This is a genomic window from Paenirhodobacter sp., from assembly GCF_041916475.1.
In the GTDB taxonomy this organism is placed as follows: domain Bacteria; phylum Pseudomonadota; class Alphaproteobacteria; order Rhodobacterales; family Rhodobacteraceae; genus Rhodobacter.
Window position 1 is genome coordinate 1 of the sequence record NZ_JAYRZN010000046.1, and the last position, 22,314, is coordinate 22,314.

General features: G+C 68.2%; 22 protein-coding genes and 1 pseudogene. 18 read left to right on the forward strand and 5 right to left on the reverse strand.

The window, feature by feature from the left end; translation table 11 throughout:
* Nucleotides 1-135, forward strand: a pseudogene (locus ACOMG5_RS15470) (IS5/IS1182 family transposase); the annotation flags it as partial.
* Nucleotides 136-439: 304 nt separating this feature from the next.
* Here the strand turns inward: ACOMG5_RS15470 and ACOMG5_RS15475 are convergent.
* Nucleotides 440-994 (reverse strand): ActR/PrrA/RegA family redox response regulator transcription factor, encoded by a 555-nt coding sequence (locus ACOMG5_RS15475; protein WP_420344692.1) that lies wholly within the window; start codon nt 992-994, stop codon nt 440-442.
* A 148-nt stretch (nt 995-1,142) separates the two neighbouring features.
* Between ACOMG5_RS15475 and regB the strand changes: the two genes are divergently transcribed.
* Together regB and ACOMG5_RS15485 are read left to right on the forward strand one after the other, a co-directional pair.
* The gene (gene regB / locus ACOMG5_RS15480; protein WP_420344693.1) at nt 1,143-2,504 is read left to right on the forward strand and encodes a sensor histidine kinase RegB; all 1,362 of its coding nucleotides are present in this window, start codon (nt 1,143-1,145) and stop codon (nt 2,502-2,504) included.
* Between the two features lie 103 nt (nt 2,505-2,607).
* A complete protein-coding gene (locus tag ACOMG5_RS15485; RefSeq protein ID WP_420344694.1) occupies nt 2,608-4,164 on the forward strand; it encodes a PAS-domain containing protein in 1,557 nt (518 codons plus the stop codon).
* A 41-nt stretch (nt 4,165-4,205) separates the two neighbouring features.
* Here ACOMG5_RS15485 and ACOMG5_RS15490 read toward each other — a convergent pair whose 3' ends face one another.
* Both ACOMG5_RS15490 and ACOMG5_RS15495 read right to left on the reverse strand, forming a co-directional pair.
* Nucleotides 4,206-5,591, reverse strand: coding sequence for a glutamine synthetase family protein (locus ACOMG5_RS15490; RefSeq protein ID WP_420344712.1), 1,386 nt, complete (start codon nt 5,589-5,591; stop codon nt 4,206-4,208).
* Nucleotides 5,588-6,955 carry an aspartate aminotransferase family protein gene (locus tag ACOMG5_RS15495; RefSeq protein ID WP_420344695.1) on the reverse strand — a complete coding sequence of 456 codons (1,368 nt, stop codon included), beginning with the start codon at nt 6,953-6,955 and terminating at the stop codon, nt 5,588-5,590. The genes ACOMG5_RS15490 and ACOMG5_RS15495 overlap by 4 nt, the downstream gene beginning before the upstream one ends.
* Before the next feature lie 299 nt (nt 6,956-7,254).
* Between ACOMG5_RS15495 and ACOMG5_RS15500 the strand changes: the two genes are divergently transcribed.
* Genes ACOMG5_RS15500 through ACOMG5_RS15515 form a run of 4 tightly spaced genes read left to right on the forward strand, consistent with a single transcriptional unit; the run spans nt 7,255 to nt 12,172 of the window.
* Nucleotides 7,255-8,880, forward strand: a complete 1,626-nt coding sequence (locus ACOMG5_RS15500) for a glucan biosynthesis protein (RefSeq protein ID WP_420344696.1) — start codon at nt 7,255-7,257, stop codon at nt 8,878-8,880.
* Nucleotides 8,877-9,113, forward strand: coding sequence for a hypothetical protein (locus ACOMG5_RS15505; RefSeq protein WP_420344697.1), 237 nt, complete (start codon nt 8,877-8,879; stop codon nt 9,111-9,113). The genes ACOMG5_RS15500 and ACOMG5_RS15505 overlap by 4 nt, the downstream gene beginning before the upstream one ends.
* 4 nt (nt 9,114-9,117) lie before the next feature.
* Nucleotides 9,118-10,902, forward strand: coding sequence for a glucans biosynthesis glucosyltransferase MdoH (mdoH, locus tag ACOMG5_RS15510; protein WP_420344698.1), 1,785 nt, complete (start codon nt 9,118-9,120; stop codon nt 10,900-10,902).
* 1 nt (nt 10,903) lies between these two features.
* Nucleotides 10,904-12,172 (forward strand): OpgC family protein, encoded by a 1,269-nt coding sequence (locus ACOMG5_RS15515; protein WP_420344699.1) that lies wholly within the window; start codon nt 10,904-10,906, stop codon nt 12,170-12,172.
* Nucleotides 12,173-12,180: 8 nt separating this feature from the next.
* Here ACOMG5_RS15515 and ACOMG5_RS15520 read toward each other — a convergent pair whose 3' ends face one another.
* Nucleotides 12,181-13,065, reverse strand: a complete 885-nt coding sequence (locus ACOMG5_RS15520; protein ID WP_420344700.1) for a LysR family transcriptional regulator — start codon at nt 13,063-13,065, stop codon at nt 12,181-12,183.
* Nucleotides 13,066-13,163: 98 nt separating this feature from the next.
* Between ACOMG5_RS15520 and ACOMG5_RS15525 the strand changes: the two genes are divergently transcribed.
* The 10 genes from ACOMG5_RS15525 (at nt 13,164) to rpmE (ending at nt 19,564) form a co-directional block, all read left to right on the forward strand.
* Entirely contained in the window at nt 13,164-13,736 is a 573-nt protein-coding gene (locus ACOMG5_RS15525; protein WP_420344701.1) for an FMN-dependent NADH-azoreductase, read from the forward strand.
* Nucleotides 13,737-13,949: 213 nt separating this feature from the next.
* Nucleotides 13,950-15,443 (forward strand): signal recognition particle protein, encoded by a 1,494-nt coding sequence (ffh, locus tag ACOMG5_RS15530; RefSeq protein WP_420344702.1) that lies wholly within the window; start codon nt 13,950-13,952, stop codon nt 15,441-15,443.
* The gene (locus tag ACOMG5_RS15535) at nt 15,440-15,970 is read left to right on the forward strand and encodes a GNAT family N-acetyltransferase (RefSeq protein ID WP_420344703.1); all 531 of its coding nucleotides are present in this window, start codon (nt 15,440-15,442) and stop codon (nt 15,968-15,970) included. The genes ffh and ACOMG5_RS15535 overlap by 4 nt, the downstream gene beginning before the upstream one ends.
* Nucleotides 15,967-16,263: a chorismate mutase gene (locus ACOMG5_RS15540; RefSeq protein ID WP_420344704.1), complete on the forward strand. Its 297-nt coding sequence runs from the start codon at nt 15,967-15,969 to the stop codon at nt 16,261-16,263. The genes ACOMG5_RS15535 and ACOMG5_RS15540 overlap by 4 nt, the downstream gene beginning before the upstream one ends.
* Nucleotides 16,264-16,304: 41 nt before the next feature.
* The gene (gene rpsP, locus ACOMG5_RS15545) at nt 16,305-16,658 is read left to right on the forward strand and encodes a 30S ribosomal protein S16 (RefSeq protein ID WP_420344705.1); all 354 of its coding nucleotides are present in this window, start codon (nt 16,305-16,307) and stop codon (nt 16,656-16,658) included.
* 73 nt (nt 16,659-16,731) lie between these two features.
* Entirely contained in the window at nt 16,732-17,241 is a 510-nt protein-coding gene (gene rimM / locus ACOMG5_RS15550) for a ribosome maturation factor RimM (protein ID WP_420344706.1), read from the forward strand.
* Nucleotides 17,241-17,996 (forward strand): hypothetical protein, encoded by a 756-nt coding sequence (locus tag ACOMG5_RS15555; protein ID WP_420344707.1) that lies wholly within the window; start codon nt 17,241-17,243, stop codon nt 17,994-17,996. Before rimM ends, ACOMG5_RS15555 begins: the two co-directional genes overlap by 1 nt.
* Nucleotides 17,997-18,151: 155 nt before the next feature.
* Nucleotides 18,152-18,910: a tRNA (guanosine(37)-N1)-methyltransferase TrmD gene (gene trmD, locus ACOMG5_RS15560; RefSeq protein WP_420344713.1), complete on the forward strand. Its 759-nt coding sequence runs from the start codon at nt 18,152-18,154 to the stop codon at nt 18,908-18,910.
* A 49-nt stretch (nt 18,911-18,959) separates the two neighbouring features.
* The gene (rplS, locus tag ACOMG5_RS15565; protein ID WP_420344708.1) at nt 18,960-19,331 is read left to right on the forward strand and encodes a 50S ribosomal protein L19; all 372 of its coding nucleotides are present in this window, start codon (nt 18,960-18,962) and stop codon (nt 19,329-19,331) included.
* Between the two features lie 11 nt (nt 19,332-19,342).
* Nucleotides 19,343-19,564, forward strand: a complete 222-nt coding sequence (gene rpmE / locus ACOMG5_RS15570) for a 50S ribosomal protein L31 (RefSeq protein WP_420344709.1) — start codon at nt 19,343-19,345, stop codon at nt 19,562-19,564.
* A gap of 361 nt (nt 19,565-19,925) precedes the next feature.
* On the opposite strand, the gene ACOMG5_RS15575 is transcribed toward rpmE, so the two are convergent.
* Nucleotides 19,926-21,233 (reverse strand): MFS family transporter, encoded by a 1,308-nt coding sequence (locus ACOMG5_RS15575; protein WP_420344710.1) that lies wholly within the window; start codon nt 21,231-21,233, stop codon nt 19,926-19,928.
* 263 nt (nt 21,234-21,496) lie between these two features.
* On the opposite strand from ACOMG5_RS15575, the gene ACOMG5_RS15580 reads away from it, so the two are divergent.
* Nucleotides 21,497-22,303 (forward strand): division plane positioning ATPase MipZ, encoded by an 807-nt coding sequence (locus ACOMG5_RS15580; protein WP_420344711.1) that lies wholly within the window; start codon nt 21,497-21,499, stop codon nt 22,301-22,303.
* Nucleotides 22,304-22,314: the final 11 nt, after the last annotated feature.

The window sequence follows — 22,314 nt, forward strand, 5'->3', positions numbered from 1 at the left end:
CACTGTATGAAACTGCTGGGGCAGCGCCTCATGGCGCGGGACTTCGACCGTCAGGTCGCTGAGCTCCAGATCCGCATAGCCGTCATGAATGGCTACACCACGCTCGGCATATCTGTCACTGAAGTCGTGGAATAAGTCTGTCCGGGGATAGGGGAACCTCGCCTAGCAGCCGAATTGCGCAAAAGAGTCCACATGCGTTCAAGATCGCCGTCTCGCGGCCGAATTGGCATGCTGGTGCACTACCCGGGATTTCCCCGTTCCCTAAATCTTGAGCCTTGATCCGTTCTGCGGTTACCTTCGCCGCAGCCCTCCGCATTTCTCTCGTCTGGCTGCCGCTTCTCGCCCAGCACCCGAAGCGAAGGAGCCCGAGCCGTGCCGTCCGGCAGAAGCTGCACCACAGATCACGCGCGCACGGGCCGTCCGCGCATATCTGTGCGGCCTACCGCGGGCTGCGTTTCGCCAGGATGCGCTGCAGCGTCCGCCGGTGCATGTTCAGCCGCCGCGCCGTCTCCGATACATTCCGGTCGCACAGCTCATAGACCCGCTGGATATGCTCCCAACGCACCCGGTCGGCGCTCATCGGGTTCTCGGGCGGCGGCGGCAGATCGATCCCGCGCGCCAGGAGGGCGTTGGTGATGTCATTGGCATCGGCGGGCTTCGAGAGATAGTCCGTCGCCCCCATCTTCACCGCGGCCACCGCCGTGGCAATCGCGCCATAACCGGTCAGCACCACGATGCGCGCATCCGGCCGGCTTTCGCGCAGGAGCTCCACCACTTCGAGGCCGTTGCCGTCCTCCAGCCGCAGGTCGATCACCGCATAGGCCGCAGGTCGCGCCGCCACCGCCGCCTTGCCCGCCGCCACCGTCTCCGCCGTCTCCGTCTGGAAGCCGCGCTTCTCCATCGCGCGCGCGAGCCGGGTCAGGAACGCCACATCGTCATCCACCAGAAGCAGGGTCCGGTCCTGTCCCAGCTCAGAAAAATCGTCTCCGGCCATGCGCTTCCCCTGTTCCGAACGTTCTGGTTGTTCTAGTGGCTCCTGCCGTTCCGGTCAATTTCTGCGGCGGCAAAAGCGTTGTCATTGCCCTCCCGCTGCGTCGCGGCTATCCCGGAGGCAGCCGCAACCCCAGCCGCGCGGAGGCCCGATGCCCGACAGATCCACCGCCCGCAGCCTCTGGCGCGCGACCGGTCATCAGGACTGGGTGCGCCTGCGGACCCTCATCTTCCTGCGGTGGGCCGCGATCGCGGGCCAGAGCGGCGCCGTCCTGGTGGCCTGGGCGGGCTATGATATCCGCCTCGATCTGCCGCTCTGCCTCGCCGCAATCGGCGCCTCGGTGATTGCGAACCTCGCCGCCATCTTCGTCTTCCCGGAAAGCCGCCGCCTCAGCCAGGCCGAGATGACGGCGACGCTTCTGTTCGACACCGCGCAGCTCGCGCTGCTGCTCGCCCTGACCGGCGGGCTGAACAACCCCTTCGCGCTCCTGATGATCGTGCCCGTCACCATCGCCGCCGCCGCGCTGGACCGGCGCCCGACGATCTTCCTCGGCGTCTGCACCATCGCCATGATCAGCTTCGTGGCCGGGGTGCACCTGCCGCTGCTCACCGCCGCAGGCAGCGAAATCTCCGTGCCGCCGCTGTTCGAATTCGGCTACTGGCTCGCCATTGTCATCGGGGTCGTGTTCCTCGGCGCCTATGCCCATAGAATCGCCGAAGAAATCCGCGCAATGGCGGATGCGCTCCTGGCCACGCAGCTGGCGCTCTCGCGCGAGCAGAAGCTGACCGATCTCGCCGGGGTCGTGGCCGCAGCCGCGCATGAGCTCGGCACCCCGCTCGCCACGATCAAGCTCGTCTCCACCGAGCTTGCCGATGAGCTGGAGGGCGATCTGCACAGCGATGCGCTCCTGATCCGCGAGCAGGCGGACCGCTGCCGCGATATCCTGCGCTCCATGGGCCGGGCCGGAAAGGACGACATGCAGCTGCGCGCGGCCCCCCTGCTCGCCGTGCTGCGCGAGGCCGCGGAGCCGCATATGGACCGCGGCAAGACCCTGCATTTCGAGCTCGCGCCGGGGCCGAAGGGCAGCGAGCGCCAGCCGACGATCTACCGCACCCCGGAGCTGATCCATGCCCTGCGCAACCTGATCCAGAACGCGGTCGATTTCGCCGCCTCCGCCGTCTGGATCGAGGCCGAATGGACCGACCGCACGATCCGCCTGCGGATCATCGACGACGGCGCGGGCTATGCGCCGGGTGTGGTCGGCCGGATCGGCGACCCGTACCTGCACGACCGCTCCGGCAGCAGCCGCGGCGATTACGAGGGCATGGGCCTTGGCCTGTTCATCGCCAAGACCCTGCTCGAACGCACCGGCGCGCAGCTGCGATTCTACAACGGATCCGAGGCCGAGACCGGCCCCGAGCGCAGCGGCGCCGTGGTCGAGCTGCGCTGGCCTGCGGCGCGCCTGATCGCGCCCACGGGCCCTCTGGGCGAGAACCGGCCCATCACGGCTTAGCGCCAGGGGTCTCACTTAACCGCACATTAACCTGTTTACGATGATGATCCCGCAACGGACGTTTGCGAGGAATCCCATGCAGGTCGAGTGGATTGAGGCAGCCATGATCGCCACGACTTCGGTCGGTTCTGCGGTACTCGCGTTGATGGTCCATGCCCGCATGACCCCCCGCCCGGCGGGCGCCTCGGCGCGCTCCGCCGTGCCGGCACCGGAGCCTGCCGTCTTCCTGTTCGAGAACCGCGAGCTCGTCGATGCGACCGAACCCGCACGCACGCTCCTCGATTCCGCGCCCGCCGCCGGGTCGGACTGGGCGCGGCTGCTGGCCTTCGTCGCCCCGCGTTTCGGCGACCTCGAGGGGGCTATGGGCCAGCTGGCCCAGAAGGGCCGCGTCGAGCTGTCCGGCGCCGGAGACACCCGCAAGACCATGCGCCTGCAGGCCGAAGACGTGAACGGCCTCACCCGGATCACCCTGATCGACGCGGAGGCCGAAGGCCGCGGCCTGATGGTCGATGCCCTCTCCCACCGCGCCTTCGAAGACGAGCTGGAGGTCATGCGCAAGACGCTGGACCGCCTGCCCGCGCTCGCCTGGCGCGAAAGCCAGCACGGCGCCATTGCCTGGGCGAACCGCGCCTATGTCCTGCAGGCGCAGGCTTTCACGCAGGAGGACGAAGGCCTCGTCTGGCCGTTGCCGCGGCTGTTCAGCCCGGTCGAGGCGGCGCCGGGCGATGGCCCGCGCCGTGCCAAGCTCGACCTCGGCGACGACAAGGCCCTCTGGTTCGATCGGTTCAGCTTCCCGCTGGAGGGGGGCAGCCTGCATTTCGCCCTGCCCGCCGATGCCGCCGTACGCGCCGAGCGCTCGCTGCGCAGCTTCGTGCAAACCCTGACCAAGACTTTCGCAGACCTGCCGATCGGCCTCGCCGTCTTTGACCGCCAGCGCAAGCTGCAGCTGTTCAACCCGGCGCTGATCGAGCTGACCCAGCTCGCGACCGAATTCCTCTCCGCGCGCCCCTCGCTCTATGCCTTCCTGAACCGCCTGCGCGAAGCGCGGATGATGCCCGAGCCGAAGGACTACCGCAGCTGGCGGCTGCAGATGACGGAGCTGGAGCAGGCCGCAGCCGCAGGCTTCCATTCCGAGACCTGGACCCTCCCCGGAGGCCAGACCTACCGGGTGACCGGGCGCCCGCATCCGGACGGGGCCGTGGCCTTCCTGTTCGAGGACATCACCTCCGAAGTCTCGCTGACCCGGCGCTTCCGCGCCGAGCTCGAACTCGGGCAGGAGGTCCTCGACCAGATGCAGGAAGCCGTCGCCGTCTTCCGCCCCTCGGGCGAGCTCGCCATGTCGAACGGCGCCTACGACCGGCTCTGGGGCGTGGAGCCCTCGACCTCGCTCGCCCGCGTCACCATCCTCGATTCCGTCCGCATCTGGCAGCACGATTGCGCCTCCAGCCCGCTGTGGGCGGAGGCCCGCGGCTTCTGCTTCAAGCCCGGCGAGAAGGCCCCCCTCACCGGCGAGGTCAGCCGCAACGACGGTACCCGCCTGTCGTGCCATTTCACCGCGATCAGCGGCGGCGCAATGCTGGTCCGGTTCCTGCCGGTCCCCGCCCTCGCGCCCGCCAATACGGATTTCCCGGACCGCGAACCCCGTCTGACCGCGAACTGATCCGCCCGGAAGGCCCCGCCGCCTCAGCGGGGCCAGGCCGGTCAGACGTTGTGCAGATACAGCTCGTAATCCACATCCGCGATCCAGCGCGCCACGCGCTGATATTCCGCAGCCTTGATCGCGGTGAAGGTGCGGTGCATGTCCGCCCCGAGCGCGTCTTTCAGGAAGGCTGAGCCCTGCGCCGCCCGGATCGCCTCGCGCCAGTCGGCCGGGATCGGCAGGTCGGGCGCGCCCTCATAGCCATTGCCGGTGGTCTCCGGCCCCGGGTCGATGCGCTGCGCCAGCCCGTGCCGGATCCCGGCTAGAATCGTCGCCGCGACCAGATACGGGTTCGCATCCACGCCAGAGGGCCGGTGCTCGATCCGCCGCGCCCGCACATCCCCCGCCGGGATCCGCAGCGCGACGGAGCGGTTGTTTACCCCCCAGCTCGGGCTCACCGGCGCATAGCTCTGGTTCGCGAAGCGGCGCCACGAATTCGCATGCGGCGCAAACACCAGCATGGATTCGCCCATCGTCTGCCGCAGCCCGCCGATGGCATGGCGGATCGTGTCGGTCCACTGCCCTTCCACCGCTTCGGCAAACACGTTGCGCCCCGCGTCGTCGCACAGGCTCACATGGAAATGCATCCCCGATCCGGCGTATTTCTCGATCGGCTTGGCCATGAAACAGGCCACGACCCCATGCCGGCGCGCCTGCATCCGCACGATCCGCTTCAGCCGGATCAGGTCGTCCGCCGCCTGCATCACATCGGTGCGGTAATGCAGCGTCAGCTCGTACTGGCCCGGCGCATATTCGGAAATCACCGTTTCGGCCTGAATGTCCATCCGCTCCGCCGCGCGGTAGATGTCGCTGAACAGCGGCTCCATCCCGTGCAGATGGTCCACCGAATAGACCTCGGTCCAGTCCGAGCGCCGCCCGTCCAGCACCGCCGCCGCCGGGCGCACACCCTGCGCCCGATCCGGATCCAGCAAGAAGAACTCCAGCTCGAACGCGCCCGCCGGGTGCAGCCCCTCCGCCGCCATCGCATCCACCTGCCGGCGCAGCGCATGGCGCGGGTCCGAGGTCATCTCGGCGCCGTCCAGATGATACATGCTCATCAGCAGCTCGCCCCGCGGCGGGTTGGTGCCATGCAGCGCCTTCAGCGTGCCCGGGATCGGCCAGGCGCGCAGGTCGCCATCGCCCTGGTCCCAGATCAGCCCGGTCTCATGCACATCCTCGCCCACGATATCGAGGCCCAGGATGGAAATCGGCAGGTGCCGCCCGCCCTTGTAAAGCCCGGCCAGCTCGTGGCGGCGGATGATCTTGCCCCGGCCGATACCATTCGCATCATGCAGCACGATGTCGAAAGCCTCGATCTCGGGATGGGCGTTCAGGAAATCTTCGGCCTCCTGCAGGGTAGAGCCGGAAGGGGATTGGGTCATGGTCAGGTCTCGAACAAATGGCCCAGCACGTCGTCGAAGGCGCCGACCAGCCGGTCGATCTGCGCCGTGCGCGTGGCGGGCGAAATCAGCATCATATTGTGGAAAGGCGCAATCAGAGAGCCGCGGTTCAGCAGCCCCTGATGCACCGCGGCCTCCAGGGCCGGCGCATGGGCCCGCGCCGCTTCGGCACCGTTGCGCAGCGGGCCCGGGGCGCAGATGAACTCCACCCGGGCGCCCACGCGCACCACATGCCACGGCGCCCCATGCCGGGCCACCGCTTTCGTAAGGCCCGCGCAAAGCCGCGCGGCGCCCGCCTCCATCCGGGCATAACTGGTCTCTGTCATCACCTCGGAGAGCGTCGCGACCAGCGCCGCGAATTGCAGCGGATTGGCCGAAAGCGTGGTACCCATGCCGCTGTGCCCGGCCGGGCGCGTGGCCTCATATTCCGCGAACCGCGCTGCCACCTCGGCGCTCAGCCCCCAGACCGCCGTGGCCACGCCCCCCGCCACGCATTTGCCCACCACGAAAATATCGGGCCGCAGCCCGTGCACCCGGCTGTAGCCGCCCAGCCCGGAGGAAATCGTATGCGTCTCGTCGAGGATCAGCAGCGCGCCATGGCGGCTGGCCAGTGCGCGCAGCCCCTCGTGGAACCCCGGCTCGGGCAGCACCATGCAGCTGTTGGTCATCACCGGCTCGGTCAGGATCGCCGCCACCTCGCCCGTGGCCAGCGCAGCTTCCACCGCCGCCAGGTCGTTGAACGGGCAGGCCACCGCCAGCCGCGTCAGGTCCGCCACCTGCCCCACCAGCCCCGGCCGCGCCACCGTCTGCCCGCCCTCGAGGCACACCATCGTCTCGTCCACGGTGCCATGGTAGCAGCCGTCAAAGACCAGCACCTTCGGCCGCCCGGTCACCGCCCGCGCCACCCGCAGCGCGAAGCGATTGGCGTCGGTCGCGGTGGTGGCCACCTGCCAGCGCATCGGCCCGAACACATCGCTCAGCAGCCGCCCAGCCATCAGCGCGGCCTCGGAAGGCAGCATATAGGTCAGCCCGCGCCCGGCCTGCGCCCGCAGCGCCCGCGCCACCGGCGGCGGCGAATGCCCGAACATCGAGCCGGTATCGCCGAGGCAGAAATCGTCGATCCGGTGGCCATCGGCATCCTCGATCACCGCGCCGCGCGCCTGCGCCACCAGCATCGGGAAGGGCTGCGGCCAGTCCTTCATCCAGTGCATCGGCACATCGCCGAGCCAGTCCCGGCCCGCGCCGAAGGCCGCTCGGGCACGGGGCCGCGCGCGGGCATAGGCCGCAGCCTCGCGCGCCGCGAAGTCCGCGATCCGCCCTGCTGCAACACCGCCGATCCGGCCCTCCGGCATGCCCCCACTCCCAGCTGCACCCGTGTCCCATAGCGCGCCCCGGGCCACGAGTCCACGTCCGTGCGAATGGGCCGACTCAGCGCCGCAGACCGCCGCGCAAGCCGCGGGGATTGCGCAACATCGCGCCGCTTTGTCCGCCCCCTTGGGCGACATTGCGCTGCATCCATGCCGCACAAGCGAGATTGAACGCAGCGTGACACAAAGCTCTCTTGCAACTTCATGGGCACTATGGCTAAGCATCAGGCAAAAGGGCTGCCATTGGCGGCCCTCAGAACTATGTACTGTCGCTTGGAAAATACATGTCCGGCCAAAGCGCTGCTTACCTTTCCGCACTGACCCGCCGCCGCCTGCTCGGAACGCTCTCTGCGGGGGCGGTTCTGGCCTGCACGGGGGGCCTCGCCCATGCCCAGGACAGTGCCACGCCCGGCGATCAGCCAGCCGAACCGGCCGTGCCGCCGCAGCAGCCCTTCACCTTCGACAGCCTGACCCAGGAAATGCGCGACGCGGCCACCAAGCCGATGCCGGGCGCGCAGATCCCCGAAGGCTTCCTGTCGCAGCTGAACTACGACGATTACCGCCTGATCCGCTTCAACCCGGACCGCGCGCGCTTCGCCGATGACGAGCATTCGCGCTTCCGGCTGCATGCCTTCCATATGGGCTGGCTCTTCAAGGAGCCGGTGCTGCTCTACGAAGTGTCGAACGGCAAGGCCTGGCTGATGGGCTTCGACACCGACGATTTCATCTACGAGCGCGAAGCGCGCCAGCGCGTGCCCGAGCATGTGGGCCTGCCCGGCGTCGCGGGCTTCCGCCTGCACTACCCGCTGAACCGCCCCGATGTGTTCGACGAGCTGGTGGCCTTCCAGGGCGCCTCCTATTTCCGCGCGCTCGGCCGGGGCTCGGCCTACGGGCTCTCGGCGCGCGGGCTCGCGGTGAATACCGGCATGCCGGTGGCCGAGGAATTCCCGCGCTTCACCCGCTTCTGGATCCAGAAGCCGGAGAACGGCTCGAACACGCTCGCGATCTGGGCCGCGCTGGACAGTGCCTCGCTGACCGGCGCCTATCAGTTCGTGATCACCCCGGGCGAGGAAACCCAGATCGACGTCACCGCGCGGCTGTTCTTCCGCGCCGATGTCCAGCAGCTGGGCATCGCGCCCTTGACCTCGATGTTCCTCTACGGCCCGCGCAACCGCAACCGCTTCGACGATTTCCGCCCGCAGGTGCATGACAGCGACGGCCTCGCGATCCTGCGCGACGATGGCGAGCGGCTCTGGCGGCCGCTGTCGAACCCGAAGTCTCTCGCCTCCAGCTATTTCGTCGAAACCACGCCCCGCGCCTTCGGCCTGCTGCAGCGCGACCGCGATTTCGATCATTATCAGGATGCCTCCGCCGTCTATGAGCGCCGCCCCTCCTGCCTCGTGGAGCCGATCGGCGACTGGGGCAAGGGCATGGTCCGCCTGGTGGAGATCCCCTCCGAATCCGAGGTGAACGACAATATCGTCGCTTTCTGGGTGCCCGATCAGGCCGCCCGCGCCGGCGAGACGATGGAATTCAGCTACCGGCTGCGCTTCGGCGACCTGCCGCCCGATCCGAATGCGAACCGCGCCTATGCGATCGCCTCGCGGGCGGGCATCGGCGGCGTGTCGGGCGTGCCCAACACCGATGGCTCGCGCAAGTTCGTGATCGACTTCGCCGGCGGCACGCTTTCGAACTTCCCGGCCTCGCAGGTGGACCAGCTGCAGGTGGTCGCCACCGCCGCGCAGGGCGAGATCGTGAACAAAACACTTCAGCGCGTGCCCGAGAGCAAGGTTTGGCGTATGGTCCTCGATGTGAAGCCGCAAGGCAGCGTCGTGGAACTCTCGGCCCATATCGCAGGTTTCGACCAGAAACTCTCCGAGACCTGGCTCTTCCAATGGATCAACCAATGACCGCAGACAGCACCCCTGCCGCGCCCAAGCCTGCCGCACCGCGCGCCCCCGCGGCCCGCGCCAAGCCCCGCGCCCGCAAGCCGGTCGACCCCGCCAGCATGAGCCCGGCCGATCTGGTCGCCGGGCCCTGCGCGCTGCCCGATGCGCCGCTGCCGATGCCGCAGCAGGTGATCGAGCGCGCCCCCGCCGCCCTGCGGCGCGCCCCGGCCGGCTCGGCCGGCGCCGGCATCTGAGCCGATGTCCTCGCGGCAGATATCGCGGGCGGGCCTGATCGGCCTCCGGCTGGTTGCGGTGCTGCTCAGCCTCGCCGCCGGGCTCGGCGCCTTCATCCTGTTCCTGCAGTTCGGCGATGCCGACGGGCTCGATGCGCTCGATGTTGTCCGCGCCCTGCTGATCCTGATCTCCACGCTCTGGCTCGCCTGGGGCGCGATCCAGGCGCTGATCGGCCTGACCTCCGCCGCCCGCCCCCCGGCCTACGATCCGAAAGCCCCCATCCGCGGCCGCACCTGCATCCTGATGCCGGTCTATAACGAGGATCCGCTCGCCACCTTCTCGCGCGTGGCCGCGATGGAGGCCTCGATCCGCGCCATCGGCGACCCGGCCGAGGTGCATTTCGCGATCCTCTCCGATACCCGCAACGAGACCATCGCCCGGCGCGAGCTGGTGCTGTTCAAGCATCTCGTGCTGGACCGCAACGGCCTCGGCCGCTTCTTCTACCGTCGGCGCGAGAACAACACCGGCAAGAAGGCGGGCAATATCGAGGATTTCATGACCCGCTCCGGCGGCGCCTATGATTTCGCCGTGATCCTCGACGCCGACAGCCTGATGGAAGGCGAGACCATCTTGCAGATGATCCGCCGGATGGAGGCGGAGCCGCGCCTCGGCCTGCTGCAGACCCTGCCGAAGGTGATCCGTGCCCGCTCCCGCTTCGGCCGCGCGATGCAGTTCTCCGCCGCGTTCTTCTCTCCGGTCTTCGCGCGTGGCCTCGCCATGATGCAGGGCCAGACCGGCCCGTTCTGGGGCCATAATGCCATCGTGCGGGTGCGGGCCTTCACCGAATCCTGCGGCCTGCCGCCGCTGCGTGGCAAGCCCCCGTTCGGCGGCCATGTGATGTCGCATGATTATGTCGAGGCTGCCCTGCTCGCCCGCGCGGGCTGGATCGTGCGCCTCGACGACGATCTCGAGGGCAGCTTCGAGGAAGGCCCGGAAAACATCGTCGATCACGCGAAGCGCGACCGCCGCTGGTGCCAGGGCAACCTGCAGCACAGCCGCATCATCGGCGGCCCCGGCCTGCGCGCCTGGTCCCGCTTCGTCTTTGCCCAGGGCATCATGGCCTATATCTCGCCGCTGTTCTGGCTGGGCTTCATCCTTGCCTCCATCGCGGCGCCGCTCACCGCGCCCCCGCCGGACTATTTCCCCGAGCCGGGCTGGCCCTTCCCCTATTTCCCGCCCTCGGAGGCCTCGAAGGCGATCGGCCTCTTCATCGGCATCTTCGTGCTGCTGCTTTTGCCGAAAATCCTGATCTGGGCGCGCGCCGCGCTCTCGGGGCGGGCGCGCGGCTTTGGCGGGGCGGGCATCTCCTTCCTCTCCACCCTGGCGGAGCTGGCGCTGTCCTCGGTCACCGCGCCGATGCTCCTGATGTATTCCACCCGCTCCGTGCTGCAGGTGCTGCAGGGCCGCGATGGCGGCTGGCCCACCAATAACCGCGGCGACGGAACCCTGGGCTGGCGCGAAGCGTTCGCGGCTTCATGGTGGATCGTGTTCATAGGTTTCGTGGGGCTCGCCGCGACCCGCAGCTTCGCTCCGGGGCTGCTCTTGTGGCTGTTGCCGGTGGGCGTGCCGATGGTGATCGCGCCCGCACTGCTGCGCTGGACATCGCTGCCCTCCCGCGGCCGGATCATGGGCGTGCCCACGGAATATACCCCCGCCCCCGTGATGCAGCTGCACGATGCGATCCTCGAAACCTGGACCGCCACCCTCAGTGGCGCCGAGACCGAGGCCGCGCAGGAAAGGACTGCGTGACATGACCGACAAGCGCCCCGCGCGCGTCGCCCCCGGCGGCGCGCGTGATGTCATTTCCGCCGCCCCCCTTCCCGCCACCGGCCTGGCCCAGGGCGCCCGCGATCCGCGGCTGGATTTCTTCCGCGGCCTGTGCCTGCTGATGATCTTCGTCAATCACGTCCCGGGCACGATCTACGAGAATTTCACCTCGCGCAATTTCGGCCTGTCGGATTCGGCCGAAGGCTTCGTGTTCATGTCGGGCTGCGCGGTGGCCCTGGCCTATGGACCGCGGCTCACCGAGGGCATCACCCTCGCCACCCTTTTCAAGGGCTGGGGCCGCGCCTGGAAGCTCTACCTCGTGCACCTGTTCACCACCGTCTGGGCCATGGCGATCGTCGCGGCCGCGGTGCTGTGGTTCGGCGCCGACGAGGTGCTGAAGAACAATTCCTTCGTCATGATGTGGCGCCAGCCGGTGGAGGTGACGCTCGGCGTCGCCACGCTCGGGCACCAGTTCGGCTATGTGAACATCCTGCCGATGTATGCGGTGCTGATGCTGGCCGCGCCCCTTCTGGTGCGCGCAGGCCAGCGCAGCCCGCTGCTGCTTCTGGGCGCCAGCATCCTGTTCTGGGTCCTCACCGGCGAGACCAAGCTCAACCTGCCGAATTACCCCCAGCCCGGCGGCTGGTTCTTCAACCCCTTCGCCTGGCAACTGATCTTCACCCTCGGCATCCTCACCGGGCTCGGCCTGCGCTCCGGGCAGAGGTTCGTGCCGGTGCGCGGCTGGCTGGTGGCGCTGTGCGTGCTGTGGCTGCTGTTCGCGCTCATCTGGGTGCAGGACAAGACGGTGATGGCCTATATGAACGCCCGCCTCGCCCAGCTGGTGGAAATGGGCGTGCCGCCGCTCGTCGCCGGAATAGACAAGACCTTCGTCTCGGTTCCGCGGCTGCTGCATTTCATGGCGCTGGCCTATGTACTGTCGTCGCTGGGCCTCGTCACCCGGATCGCGGGCTCCCGCCTCGCCGCGCCGATCCGCCAGGTCGGGCGGCAGGGCCTGCCGATCTTCGCCGCGGGGACCGTGCTGGCCATCCTCGCGCAAACCGTGCGCGACCTGTTCGCCACCGGCCTCGTGGTGGATACGGCCCTGGTGGTGGGCGGCCTCTATCTGCAATGGGCGCTGGCCTGGGCGCGCGAATGGCGCCCCACTTTCGGCGGCGGCACCCCTCCGGGCGACCAGGGCCGCGCCCCGTCCCCGCGCTTCGGGCTCACTGTGGCGCCCTCCATCGCCCGCTAGGGGCCGCCTCAGCCGCCGTGCTGCAGGATCTCGGCCTTGATCGCCTGCACCGCGGCCTGCACCTTGGGCGTGCGGTGCAGGTCCACATGGGTCACGAGCCACAGCTGCGAATCCCATTCCGGCTGCGGCGGCAGCACCTCCACGAGGTCCGGGTCCCGCCGCGCCTCCGCCATCGGCACGAAGCCGATGCCCACCCCCGCCCGCACCGCCGCGGACTGCCCCTCCGGGTCGTTCGCGGTATAGATGATCGCGCTTTCGGGCACGGTATTCATCAGCCAGCGGTGAAACGGCGCCCGGCTCTCGCGCGATTCCGTACTGATGAAGCGGTGCGCCTTCAGCCCCTCCAGCCCTTCGGGCACGCCATGATGGGCGATGTAGCTGCGCGCGGCATAGAGCCCCATGCCGTTGTTGCCCAGCGACTGCACCACATTGTCGGGCTCCGAAGGGCGGCTGCCGGCGCGGATCGCCACATGCGCCTCGCCATATTCCAGCCGGAACACGCGCAGATCGGTCAGGTAATGCAGCTTCAGCCCCGGATGCTCGCGCAGCAGCCGCGCGAAGGCGGGCGCCAGCATCCCGGCCACGGTCGGCGGCGCGGTGATGATCAGCTCGCCCGAAACCTCCTCGCCCGATCCCGCGATCCGCGCGGCCAGCTGGGCGAACTGGTCCTCCGTCGCCTGCCCGACCGAGAGCAGCTGCAGCCCGGCCTCCGTCGGCGTGTAGCCGCGCGGGTGGCGCTGGAACAGCTTCGTGCCCATCCGCGCCTCCAGCGCATCGACATGGCGGATCACGGTCGCATGGTGCACGCCCAGCACCTCCGCCGCGCCGGAGACCGTCCCCACCTTGGCAACCTGATAGGCGGTCCGGATCTCGTCCCAATTGTCGAATTGCATCTGTGCACCCGCAAACAGTTTCTGCGCAATCATGACCGTTGCGCGCAGCGAGACAAGGCCCGAAATTTGCTGCAAACGCAAACACCCGGAGACTCCCCATGACCAAGATCCTTCGCCTCGACACCTCCATCAAGGGCGAGCACTCGATCTCGCTGCAACTGGCCGAAAAGGTCACCGCCAAGCTCGGCGGCGACGTGACCGTGCGCGACTGCTCCGCGATCCCGGCGATCGACGGCGCCTGGATCGGCGCCGCCTACACCCCGGCCGATGCCCGCACCGCCGACCAGAAGGCCGCGCTCGCCCTCTCCGACGCTCTGATCGCCGAACTGAAGGCGGCCGACGTGCTCGTCATCGGCTGCGGCGTCTACAATTTCGGCGTGACCGGCCCGCTGAAGCACTGGATCGACATGGTCTGCCGCGTCGGCGAGACCTTCAAATACACCGAAGCCGGCCCGCAGGGCCTGGCCGGCGCGAAGCGCGTCGTCGTCGCCTATGCTTCGGGCGGCGTTCCGGCCGGTTCGGGCTATGACCTCGCCACCCCCTACCTGAAGCAGGTCCTGGGCTTCATCGGCATCACCGATGTCGAGATCGTCGCCGCCCAGGGCATGAACGTCGATGCCGCCGCCGCCATGGCCAAGGCCGACGAACAGATCGCCGCGCTGGCCGCCTGAGCGCCCGCCTGCGAACGGCCGGCATTCTCCCCCCCGCCGGCCCCAGGCCCCTCGGTTGACTCCGGGGGGCTTTTGGTTTAGCTAGCCCACGATTCCCCGGAGGTTCGGTTCCTCCGGTCCCCGCATGCGGCGGGGATCGCCACCAGTCAGCGCGTTGCGCCCACTGGTGCGCTTGTCGTTTGTCTGGCCCGCCGCGGCCGCATGGAGGTGACCATGTTCGAGAATCTCTCCGAACGCCTTGGTGGCGTGTTCGAGCGTCTCACGAAACAGGGCGCGCTTTCGGCCGACGACGTGCGCACCGCGCTGCGCGAAGTGCGCGTGGCGCTGCTGGAGGCCGACGTCTCGCTGCCGGTGGTGCGCGATTTCGTGAAGCGGGTCGAGGCCGAGGCCACCGGCGCGCGGGTGACGAAGTCGGTCACGCCGGGCCAGCAGGTGGTGAAGATCGTCCATGACGAGCTGGTCAAGATGCTCGCGGGCGATGACGACCCCGGCGCCCTGAAGATCGACAGCCCGCCCGCGCCGATCCTGATGGTCGGGCTGCAGGGCGGCGGCAAGACCACCACCACCGCCAAGCTCGCCCGCCGCCTGAAGGAGCGCGAGAAGAAGCGCGTGCTGATGGCCTCGCTCGACATCTACCGCCCGGCGGCGATGGAGCAGCTGGCGATCCTCGGCAAGCAGATCGACGTCGACACCCTGCCGATCGTACAGGGCGAGAGCGCGGTACAGATCGCGAAGCGCGCGAAGCAGATGGCCACGCTCGGCGGCTATGACGTCTACCTGCTCGATACCGCAGGCCGGCTCCATATCGACCAGGTCCTGATGGACGAGGTGGCCCAGGTCCGCGATGCGGTCAGCCCGCGCGAGACGCTTCTGGTCGTCGATGGCCTGACCGGCCAGGTCGCCGTCGAGGTCGCGCAGGAATTCGAGGACAAGGTCGGGATTTCGGGCGTCGTGCTCACCCGGATGGACGGCGACGGCCGCGGCGGCGCGGCGCTGTCGATGCGCGCCACCACCGGCAAGCCCATTCGCTTCGTCGGCCTCGGCGAGAAGATGGACGCACTCGAGACCTTCGAGGCGAACCGGATCGCGGGCCGGATCCTCGGCATGGGCGATATCGTGGCCCTGGTCGAGAAGGCGCAGGAAGTCTTCGAGGCCGAGCAGGCCGAACGCATGATGAAGCGGTTCCAGAAGGGCCTCTTCAACATGAACGACATGAAATCGCAGCTCGACCAGATGCTGAAGATGGGCGGCATGCAGGGCGTGATGCAGATGATGCCGGGCATGGGCAAGATGGCCAAGGCCGCCGAGGATGCGGGCTTCTCGGACATCGCGATCCGCCGCCAGATCGCGCTGATCAATTCGATGACGAAGAAGGAGCGCGCCAACCCCGACCTGCTGCAGGCCTCGCGCAAGAAGCGGATCGCGGCCGGCGCCGGGCTCGATGTGGCGGAGCTGAACCGGCTCTTGAAGATGCACCGGCAGATGGCCGATACGATGAAGAAGCTCGGCAAGATGGGCAAGGGCGGCATGCTGAAGCAGGCCATGGCCGCGATGCAGGGCAAAATGGGCGGCCTGCCCGCCGGCGCCGACATGGACCCGGCCAAGATGGAAGAGGCCGCCAAGGCCCTCGGCCAGATGAAGGGCCTGCCGAAGCTGCCCGGCATGGGCATGCCGAATCTCTCGGGCCTGATGGGCAAGAAGAAATGACCGCAATCCCCGTCCTCGAAACCGAACGCCTGATCCTGCGCGCCCCCGGCCCGCAGGACCTGCCCGCGCTCTATGCCTTCTACGGCTCGGAGCGGTCGCGTTTCGTGGGTGGCCCCTGCTCGCGCGAACAGGCCTGGCGGTCGCTCGCGATGGAGATCGGGCACTGGAGCCTGCGCGGCTATGGCCGCTGGACGGTGGAGGAGAAGGCCACCGGCGCGGTTGCGGGCATGGTCGGCGTGTTCAACCCCGAGGGTTGGCCCGAGCCGGAAATCGGCTGGGACCTGTTCAACGGCTTCGAGGGCCGCGGCTATGCTACCGAAGCCGGCCGCGCCGCGCGCGCCCATGCCTATGGCGCGCTCGGCCTGAGCACGGTGATCAGCCTGACCCGGCTCGCCAATACCCAGTCGGCCGCGGTGGCGCAGCGCCTCGGCGCCACGCTCGAAGGCACCTTCCAGCACGAGCGCCACGGCATGATGAACGTCTGGCGCCACCCCTCCGCCCGGCAGCTGAAGGGAGAAGCCGCATGAGCGACGACGTGATCCGCGCCGCGGCGCTCCTGAAGGAACACCGCTCCTCGATCGACCGGCTGGACGCGATCCTCGTGTTCACCCTCGCGGAGCGGTTCAAGCATACGCAGTCCGTGGGCCGGCTGAAGGCCGATCACGACCTGCCCCCCGCAGACCCCGCGCGCGAAGCCCAGCAGATCGCGCGGCTCGAGAAACTGGCGAAGGAAGCGGATCTCGATCCCGAATTCGCCAGGAAATTCCTGAACTTCGTGATTTCGGAGGTGATCCGCAATCACGAGACATTCCAGAAATGACGGGCCCAGGCCCGAAACCAGCCATTTGAAGGAGATACACCATGGCTATGAAGATCCGGCTCGCCCGCGGCGGCTCCAAGAAGCGTCCCCACTACGCCGTCGTGGCGACCGACTCGCGCATGCCGCGTGACGGCCGCTTCATCGAGAAGCTGGGCACCTACAACCCGCTGCTGGCCAAGGATTCCGAAGACCGCGTGAAGCTGAACCTGGAGCGCGTGCAATACTGGCTCGGCCAGGGCGCCCAGCCGACCGACCGCGTGGCCCGCTTCCTCGAAGCCGCCGGCGTCCTCGCGAAGACCGAGCGCAAGAACCTGAAGAAGGCCGAGCCGGGCGACAAGGCGAAGAAGCGCGCCGCCGAGAAGGCCGAGAAGGCCGCCGCCCCGGCCGAAGAATAATTCCGCTTCCTGCGGATTTCGGCTAAGACCGGGCCGGGCAGCAATGCCCGGCCTGTTGCGCAAGGAGGACCCCGTGGCAAAAAGCGATCGTGTCTGTGTCGGTGCCATTGCCGGAGCCTTCGGCGTGAAGGGCGAGGTGCGGCTGAAAAGCTTCTGCTCCTCCCCCGAGGACATCGCCGCCTATGGCCCGCTCTGGTCCGAGGACGGCAGCCGCAGCTACAGCGTGAAGCTCACCCGGCCCGTCACCGGCGGCCTCGGCGCGCGGCTCTCGGGCGTGGCCACCAAGGAGGAGGGCGATGCGCTGAAAGGCGTCACCCTCTGGGCGGACCGCGACCGCCTGCCCTCGCTGCCCGACGATGAATTCTATCACGCCGACCTGATCGGGCTCGAAGTCTTCGATACCGGCGGCGCGCCCCTCGGCCGGGTCCGCGCGATCCAGAATTTCGGCGCCTCCGACATCCTGGAAATCCACGCGCCGAGCCGCAAGAGCACGCTGATGCTGCCCTTCACCCGCGCCGCCGTGCCCACGGTGGACCTGAAGGCGCGCCGCATCGTCGCCGACCCGCCGGAGGAAACGGAGTGATGCGCGTCCTGCTGCATCCCGGCTTCCACAAGACCGCCACCACCACGGCGCAGGCCTTCCTGCACGAAAACCGCGCGCTGATCTGGCCGCATGCGGCGCTGGTGCTGCCCGCGCGGATCCGGAGCGTGAGCGAAGCCGTCTTTGCGGGCGGCGATGTGGCCGGGGCGATGGCGCGCTTCCTGCGGGGCCTCGCGCTCAGCCCGCGCCGTACCCTGATCCTCAGCGCGGAAAACCTGCTCGGCCCGATGCCGCGCGGCGGCACCGATAGCCCCTACCCCGCCGCCCTGCCGGTGCTGCGCGCGCTCATTTCCGCCCTCGGCAGCCTCGGCTGGCCGGTGGATCTCACGCTCTATTTCTCCACCCGCGCCCAGGCCGGCTGGGAGGAGAGCCTCTGGGCCCACCACGCGCGCAAGGACCGCAGCCCCCCCTTCACCGACAGCCTCGCGCAGTTCCGCGCCCGCATCGGCCGGCTGCCCCTGGCCGAACAGCTCGCGCGCATCCGCGAGGGCCTCCCCGGCCAGCGCATCATCAGCCACGACATCGCCGATCTGGCGCAGGCGCCTTTCGGCCCGGCGCAGCCCTTCGTGGATTTTCTCGGCCGGACGGCGCCGTTCCGGCCGGTGGCGCCGCGCAATGCCGCGCTGCCCCGCCCGGTGACGGAGCGGCTGCTGGAGCTGAACCGGCGCGAAACCGGCGCGGCGCTGCTCGCCGCCAAACGGGCGGTCCGCCAGGCCGCCGAAGGCAGGACCGCATGAGCGACGAAGACCTCCCGAAGCCCCGCAAGGGCGCCGTGAAGATGACCACGGCCGAGCTGATCGAAACCGGCGCGCCCACGCCCGGCGCCGCGCGCGCCAGCGGCCGGCGCCATGTGGTGACCTCGCTCGCCGGGCCCTTGCGCCCGAGCGACCTGATGGCCGAGGTGGGCCAGGTCGCGGGCGCCTGGCGGGCGAAGATCGTGACCCTGTTCCCCGAGGCCTTCCCCGGCGTTCTCGGCCTGAGCCTCACCGGCAAGGCCCTGGCCGAAGGGCTCTGGGCGCTCGACACGATCGACCTGCGCCCCTTCGGCATCGGCCGCCACCGCAACGTCGACGATACCCCGGCGGGCGGCGGCGCGGGCATGGTGCTGCGCGCCGATGTGGTGGCGGCGGCGCTGCAGGCGGCGGGCATGCCCGAAGACCGCGCGAAATGGCCGGTGATCTACATGAGCCCGCGCGGGCGCCCCTTCACCCAGGCGATGGCGCGCCGCTTCGCCCAGGCCGATGGCCTGACCATCCTGTGTGGCCGTTTCGAGGGGGTGGACGAGCGCGTGCTGGAGGAATACGGTGTCGAGGAAGTGTCGATCGGGGATTTCATCCTCACCGGCGGCGAACAGGCCGCTCAGGTCTTGATCGATGCGACGGTTCGCCTTATACCGCGCGTGCTTGGGAATCAGGCCTCCACGGAGGAGGAATCCTTTTCCAATGGTCTGCTCGAGCATCCGCAATACACCCGCCCCGCGCTCTGGCGCGGTCGCGCGATCCCGGAAGTTCTTCAATCCGGGCATCATGCGAAGATCGAGGCGTGGAAGCGGGCACAGGCCGAAAGGCTGACGAAGGAACGACGACCTGATCTCTGGCGGGCTTGGTGTGCGGCGCACAACAGGGACCCGGATGAAGACCGAGAGCTCTGAGGGCGCGAGAAACCATCGTGGAACTACCACGAGCATGAAAGGACCAGCGATGAACCTGATCGCACAACTCGAGGCGGAACAGATCGCCGCCCTCGGCAAGACCATCCCGGACTTCAAGGCCGGCGATACCGTGAAAGTCGGCTTCAAAGTGACCGAAGGCACCCGTTCGCGGATCCAGATGTACGAAGGCGTCGTCATCTCCCGCAAGGGCGGCGCGACCATCTCGGCCTCGTTCACCGTCCGCAAGATCTCGTTCGGCGAAGGCGTCGAGCGCGTGTTCCCGCTCTATTCGACCAACATCGACTCGATCGAAGTGGTCCGTCGCGGCCGTGTCCGCCGCGCGAAGCTGTACTACCTGCGCAGCCGTCGCGGGAAGTCGGCCCGTATCGCCGAAGACACCACCTACAAAGCCAAAGCCTGAGGAGTGGACCGATGAAAGCCGATACCCATCCCGAATACCACTTCATCACCATCAAGATGACCGATGGCACCGAATACCAGACCAAGTCGACCTGGGGCAAGGAAGGCGACGTGATGTCGCTCGACATCGACCCCACCTCGCACCCGGCCTGGACCGGCGGCAACGCGCGCCTGATGGACACCGGCGGCCGCGTGTCGAAGTTCAAGAACAAATACGCCGGCCTGGGCTTCTGATCCCCGGCACATGTTCCGAAGGGCGCGCCACCGGCGCGCCTTTTTGCATTGCGCCCATCTGTGCCGGTTCCCGCATCCCGGTTTCCGCACGGCGCCCCATGGTTCCCGCATTGCGCCCTATGGTTCCCGCATCCCGGTTCCCGCATTGCTCCTTGGGCACCCGGGCCCAGGATTTCCGGCCCGCCAACCCTTCCCCGCCACCAGCCCCGCACAAGCCCGTGCCCGGCGCCGTACCGCCCATGCGCATCGCGCCTGACCGGCTCCTGTCCGCAGCCCTTCCACCCCGAGCCGATCCCAGCACGGCCGCCCCATGCAAAAGGGCGCCCCGCAGGGCGCCCTTCGGGGCTTAAGGTGGCCTGCCTCAGTGATCGTGGTGCAGATACTTGCCCTGCTTCGGCAGCCGCAGGCTGACGAGGAACGCAATCACCATCATCGCGGTCACATACCAGTAGAACATCTGCTCGTTCCCCGCCGATTTCATCGACAACGCCACGAATTCGGCCGAACCGCCGAAGATCGCATTGCCCACCGCATAGGCCAGCCCGACGCCCAGCGCGCGCACCTCCGGCGGGAACATCTCCGCCTTCACGATGCCGCTGATCGAGGTGTAGAGGCTCACGATCGCCAGCGCGACCACGATCAGCACCCCCGCCATCACCGGGCTCGTCACCTGCTGCAGCGTGGTAAGGATCGGCACGGTGCCGATCGCGCCCAGCGCCCCGAACAGCAGCATGTTGCGCCGCCGCCCGATCCGGTCCGACAGCATCCCGAACAGCGGCTGCATGCACATATAGAGAAACAGCGCCACCGTCATGATGTAGCTCGCCGTCTTCACCGGCATATGCACCGTGTTCACCAGGAATTTCTGCATGTAGGTGGTGAAGGTGTAGAAGATCAGCGACCCGCCCGCGGTATAGCCCAGCACCGTCAGGAACGCCGGGGTATGGTGGCGGAACAGGGCCGCGATGGAGCCCGCCTCCTTGCTGTGCCGGGTTTCGTCCTTCTGCGTCTCGGTCAGGGTCCGGCGCAGCAGGATCGAAACCACCGCGGCCAGCGCGCCCACCACGAAGGGAATGCGCCAGCCCCAGGCCTTGATCTCCGCCTCCGTCAGCAGCGCCTCGATGACAACGATCACCAGCACCGCGAGCAGCTGCCCGCCGATCAGCGTCACATACTGGAACGAGGAGAAGAACCCGCGCTGCCCGCGCAGCGCCACCTCCGACATGTAGGTCGCCGTGGTGCCGTATTCGCCACCCACCGAAAGCCCCTGGATCAGCCGCGCCAGCAGCAGCAGGAACGGCGCCGCCGCCCCGATCTGGGCATAGGTCGGCAGGCAGGCGATCATCAGCGAGCCGGCGCACATCATCACCACCGAAATCAGCATGGAGGTCTTGCGCCCGGCCCGGTCGGCGATGCGCCCGAAGATCCAGCCGCCGATCGGGCGCATAAGGAAGCCCGCCGCGAACACCCCCGCCGTCTGCAAAAGCTGCACCGTGGGATCGCCCTTGGGGAAGAAGGACGAGGCGAAATAGATCGCCGTGAAGGCATATACGTAGAAGTCGAACCATTCCACCAGATTGCCCGAGGAGGCCGCCATGATCGCAAAGATGCGGTGGCGTTTTTCCTCGGCGCTGTACTGGGGCGGATTGGTGTCTGACAGCTCATTCATGAAGCGAGTCCTCTTGTTATCGAGCCGGGGCCGTGAGGACCCCATCGCGGACCACCACATATCTCCCGTCCGCGAAGTTCAAGTGCAGATTGATCAAAACCGCTGCGCGTTCGCCGGGCGGATGTGCATCACTTCACAGCCGATCACGCCTGCGGCAGCGCAGGCCCTTGCGCGGCTTCCTGCCTTTGGTTAGCCCCGGAGTGCTGCTCCGCGCCCTGCCAGGCGCCCGAAACCGGAGCGCGACACAACTGGGGGAGTGCCAATTGGCGCATATCATCGTTTTCGGCAACGAAAAGGGTGGGTCGGGGAAATCGACCACCTGCATGCACGTGGCCACCGCGCTCGTGCGGATGGGCTTCACCGTCGGCGGGCTCGATCTCGACCTGCGCCAGCGCAGCTTCGGCCGCTATGTGGAGAACCGCCGCGCCACCATCGCGCGCGAGGCACTGGAGCTGCCGGTGCCCGATTACCGCGAGTTGCCCGAAGCGGCACCCGAGGACGTGCCCGAGGGCGAGAACCCGATGGATTTCCGCATCTCGCGGCTGGTGGGCGAGCTCGCGGGCAACGATTTCATCGTCATCGACTGCCCCGGCTCGCATACCCGCGCAAGCCAGGTCGCGCATTCGCTGGCCGATACGCTGGTCACGCCGCTGAACGACAGTTTCATCGACTTCGACCTCCTCGCCCGCATCGACCCGCAGACGATGAAGGTGCTCGGGCCCTCGATCTATTCGGAAATGGTCTGGTCCGCGCGGCAGCTGCGCGCCCGCGCCGGGCTGAAGCCCATCGACTGGATCGTGCTGCGCAACCGGATGGGCGCCCAGCAGATGCACAACAAGCGCAAGGTCGGCTCCGCTCTGGAGGAGCTCTCGCGCCGGATCGGCTTCCGCGTGGCGCCGGGCTTCTCCGAACGGGTGATCTTCCGCGAGCTGTTCCCGCGCGGGCTGACGCTCCTGGACCTGAAGGACATCGGCGTGGAGAACCTGAACATGTCGAACATCGCCGCCCGGCAGGAGCTGCGCGAGCTGGTGAAGGAGCTGAAGCTCCCCGGCGTCGACGTCACCTTCTGAGGCAAAAGCGC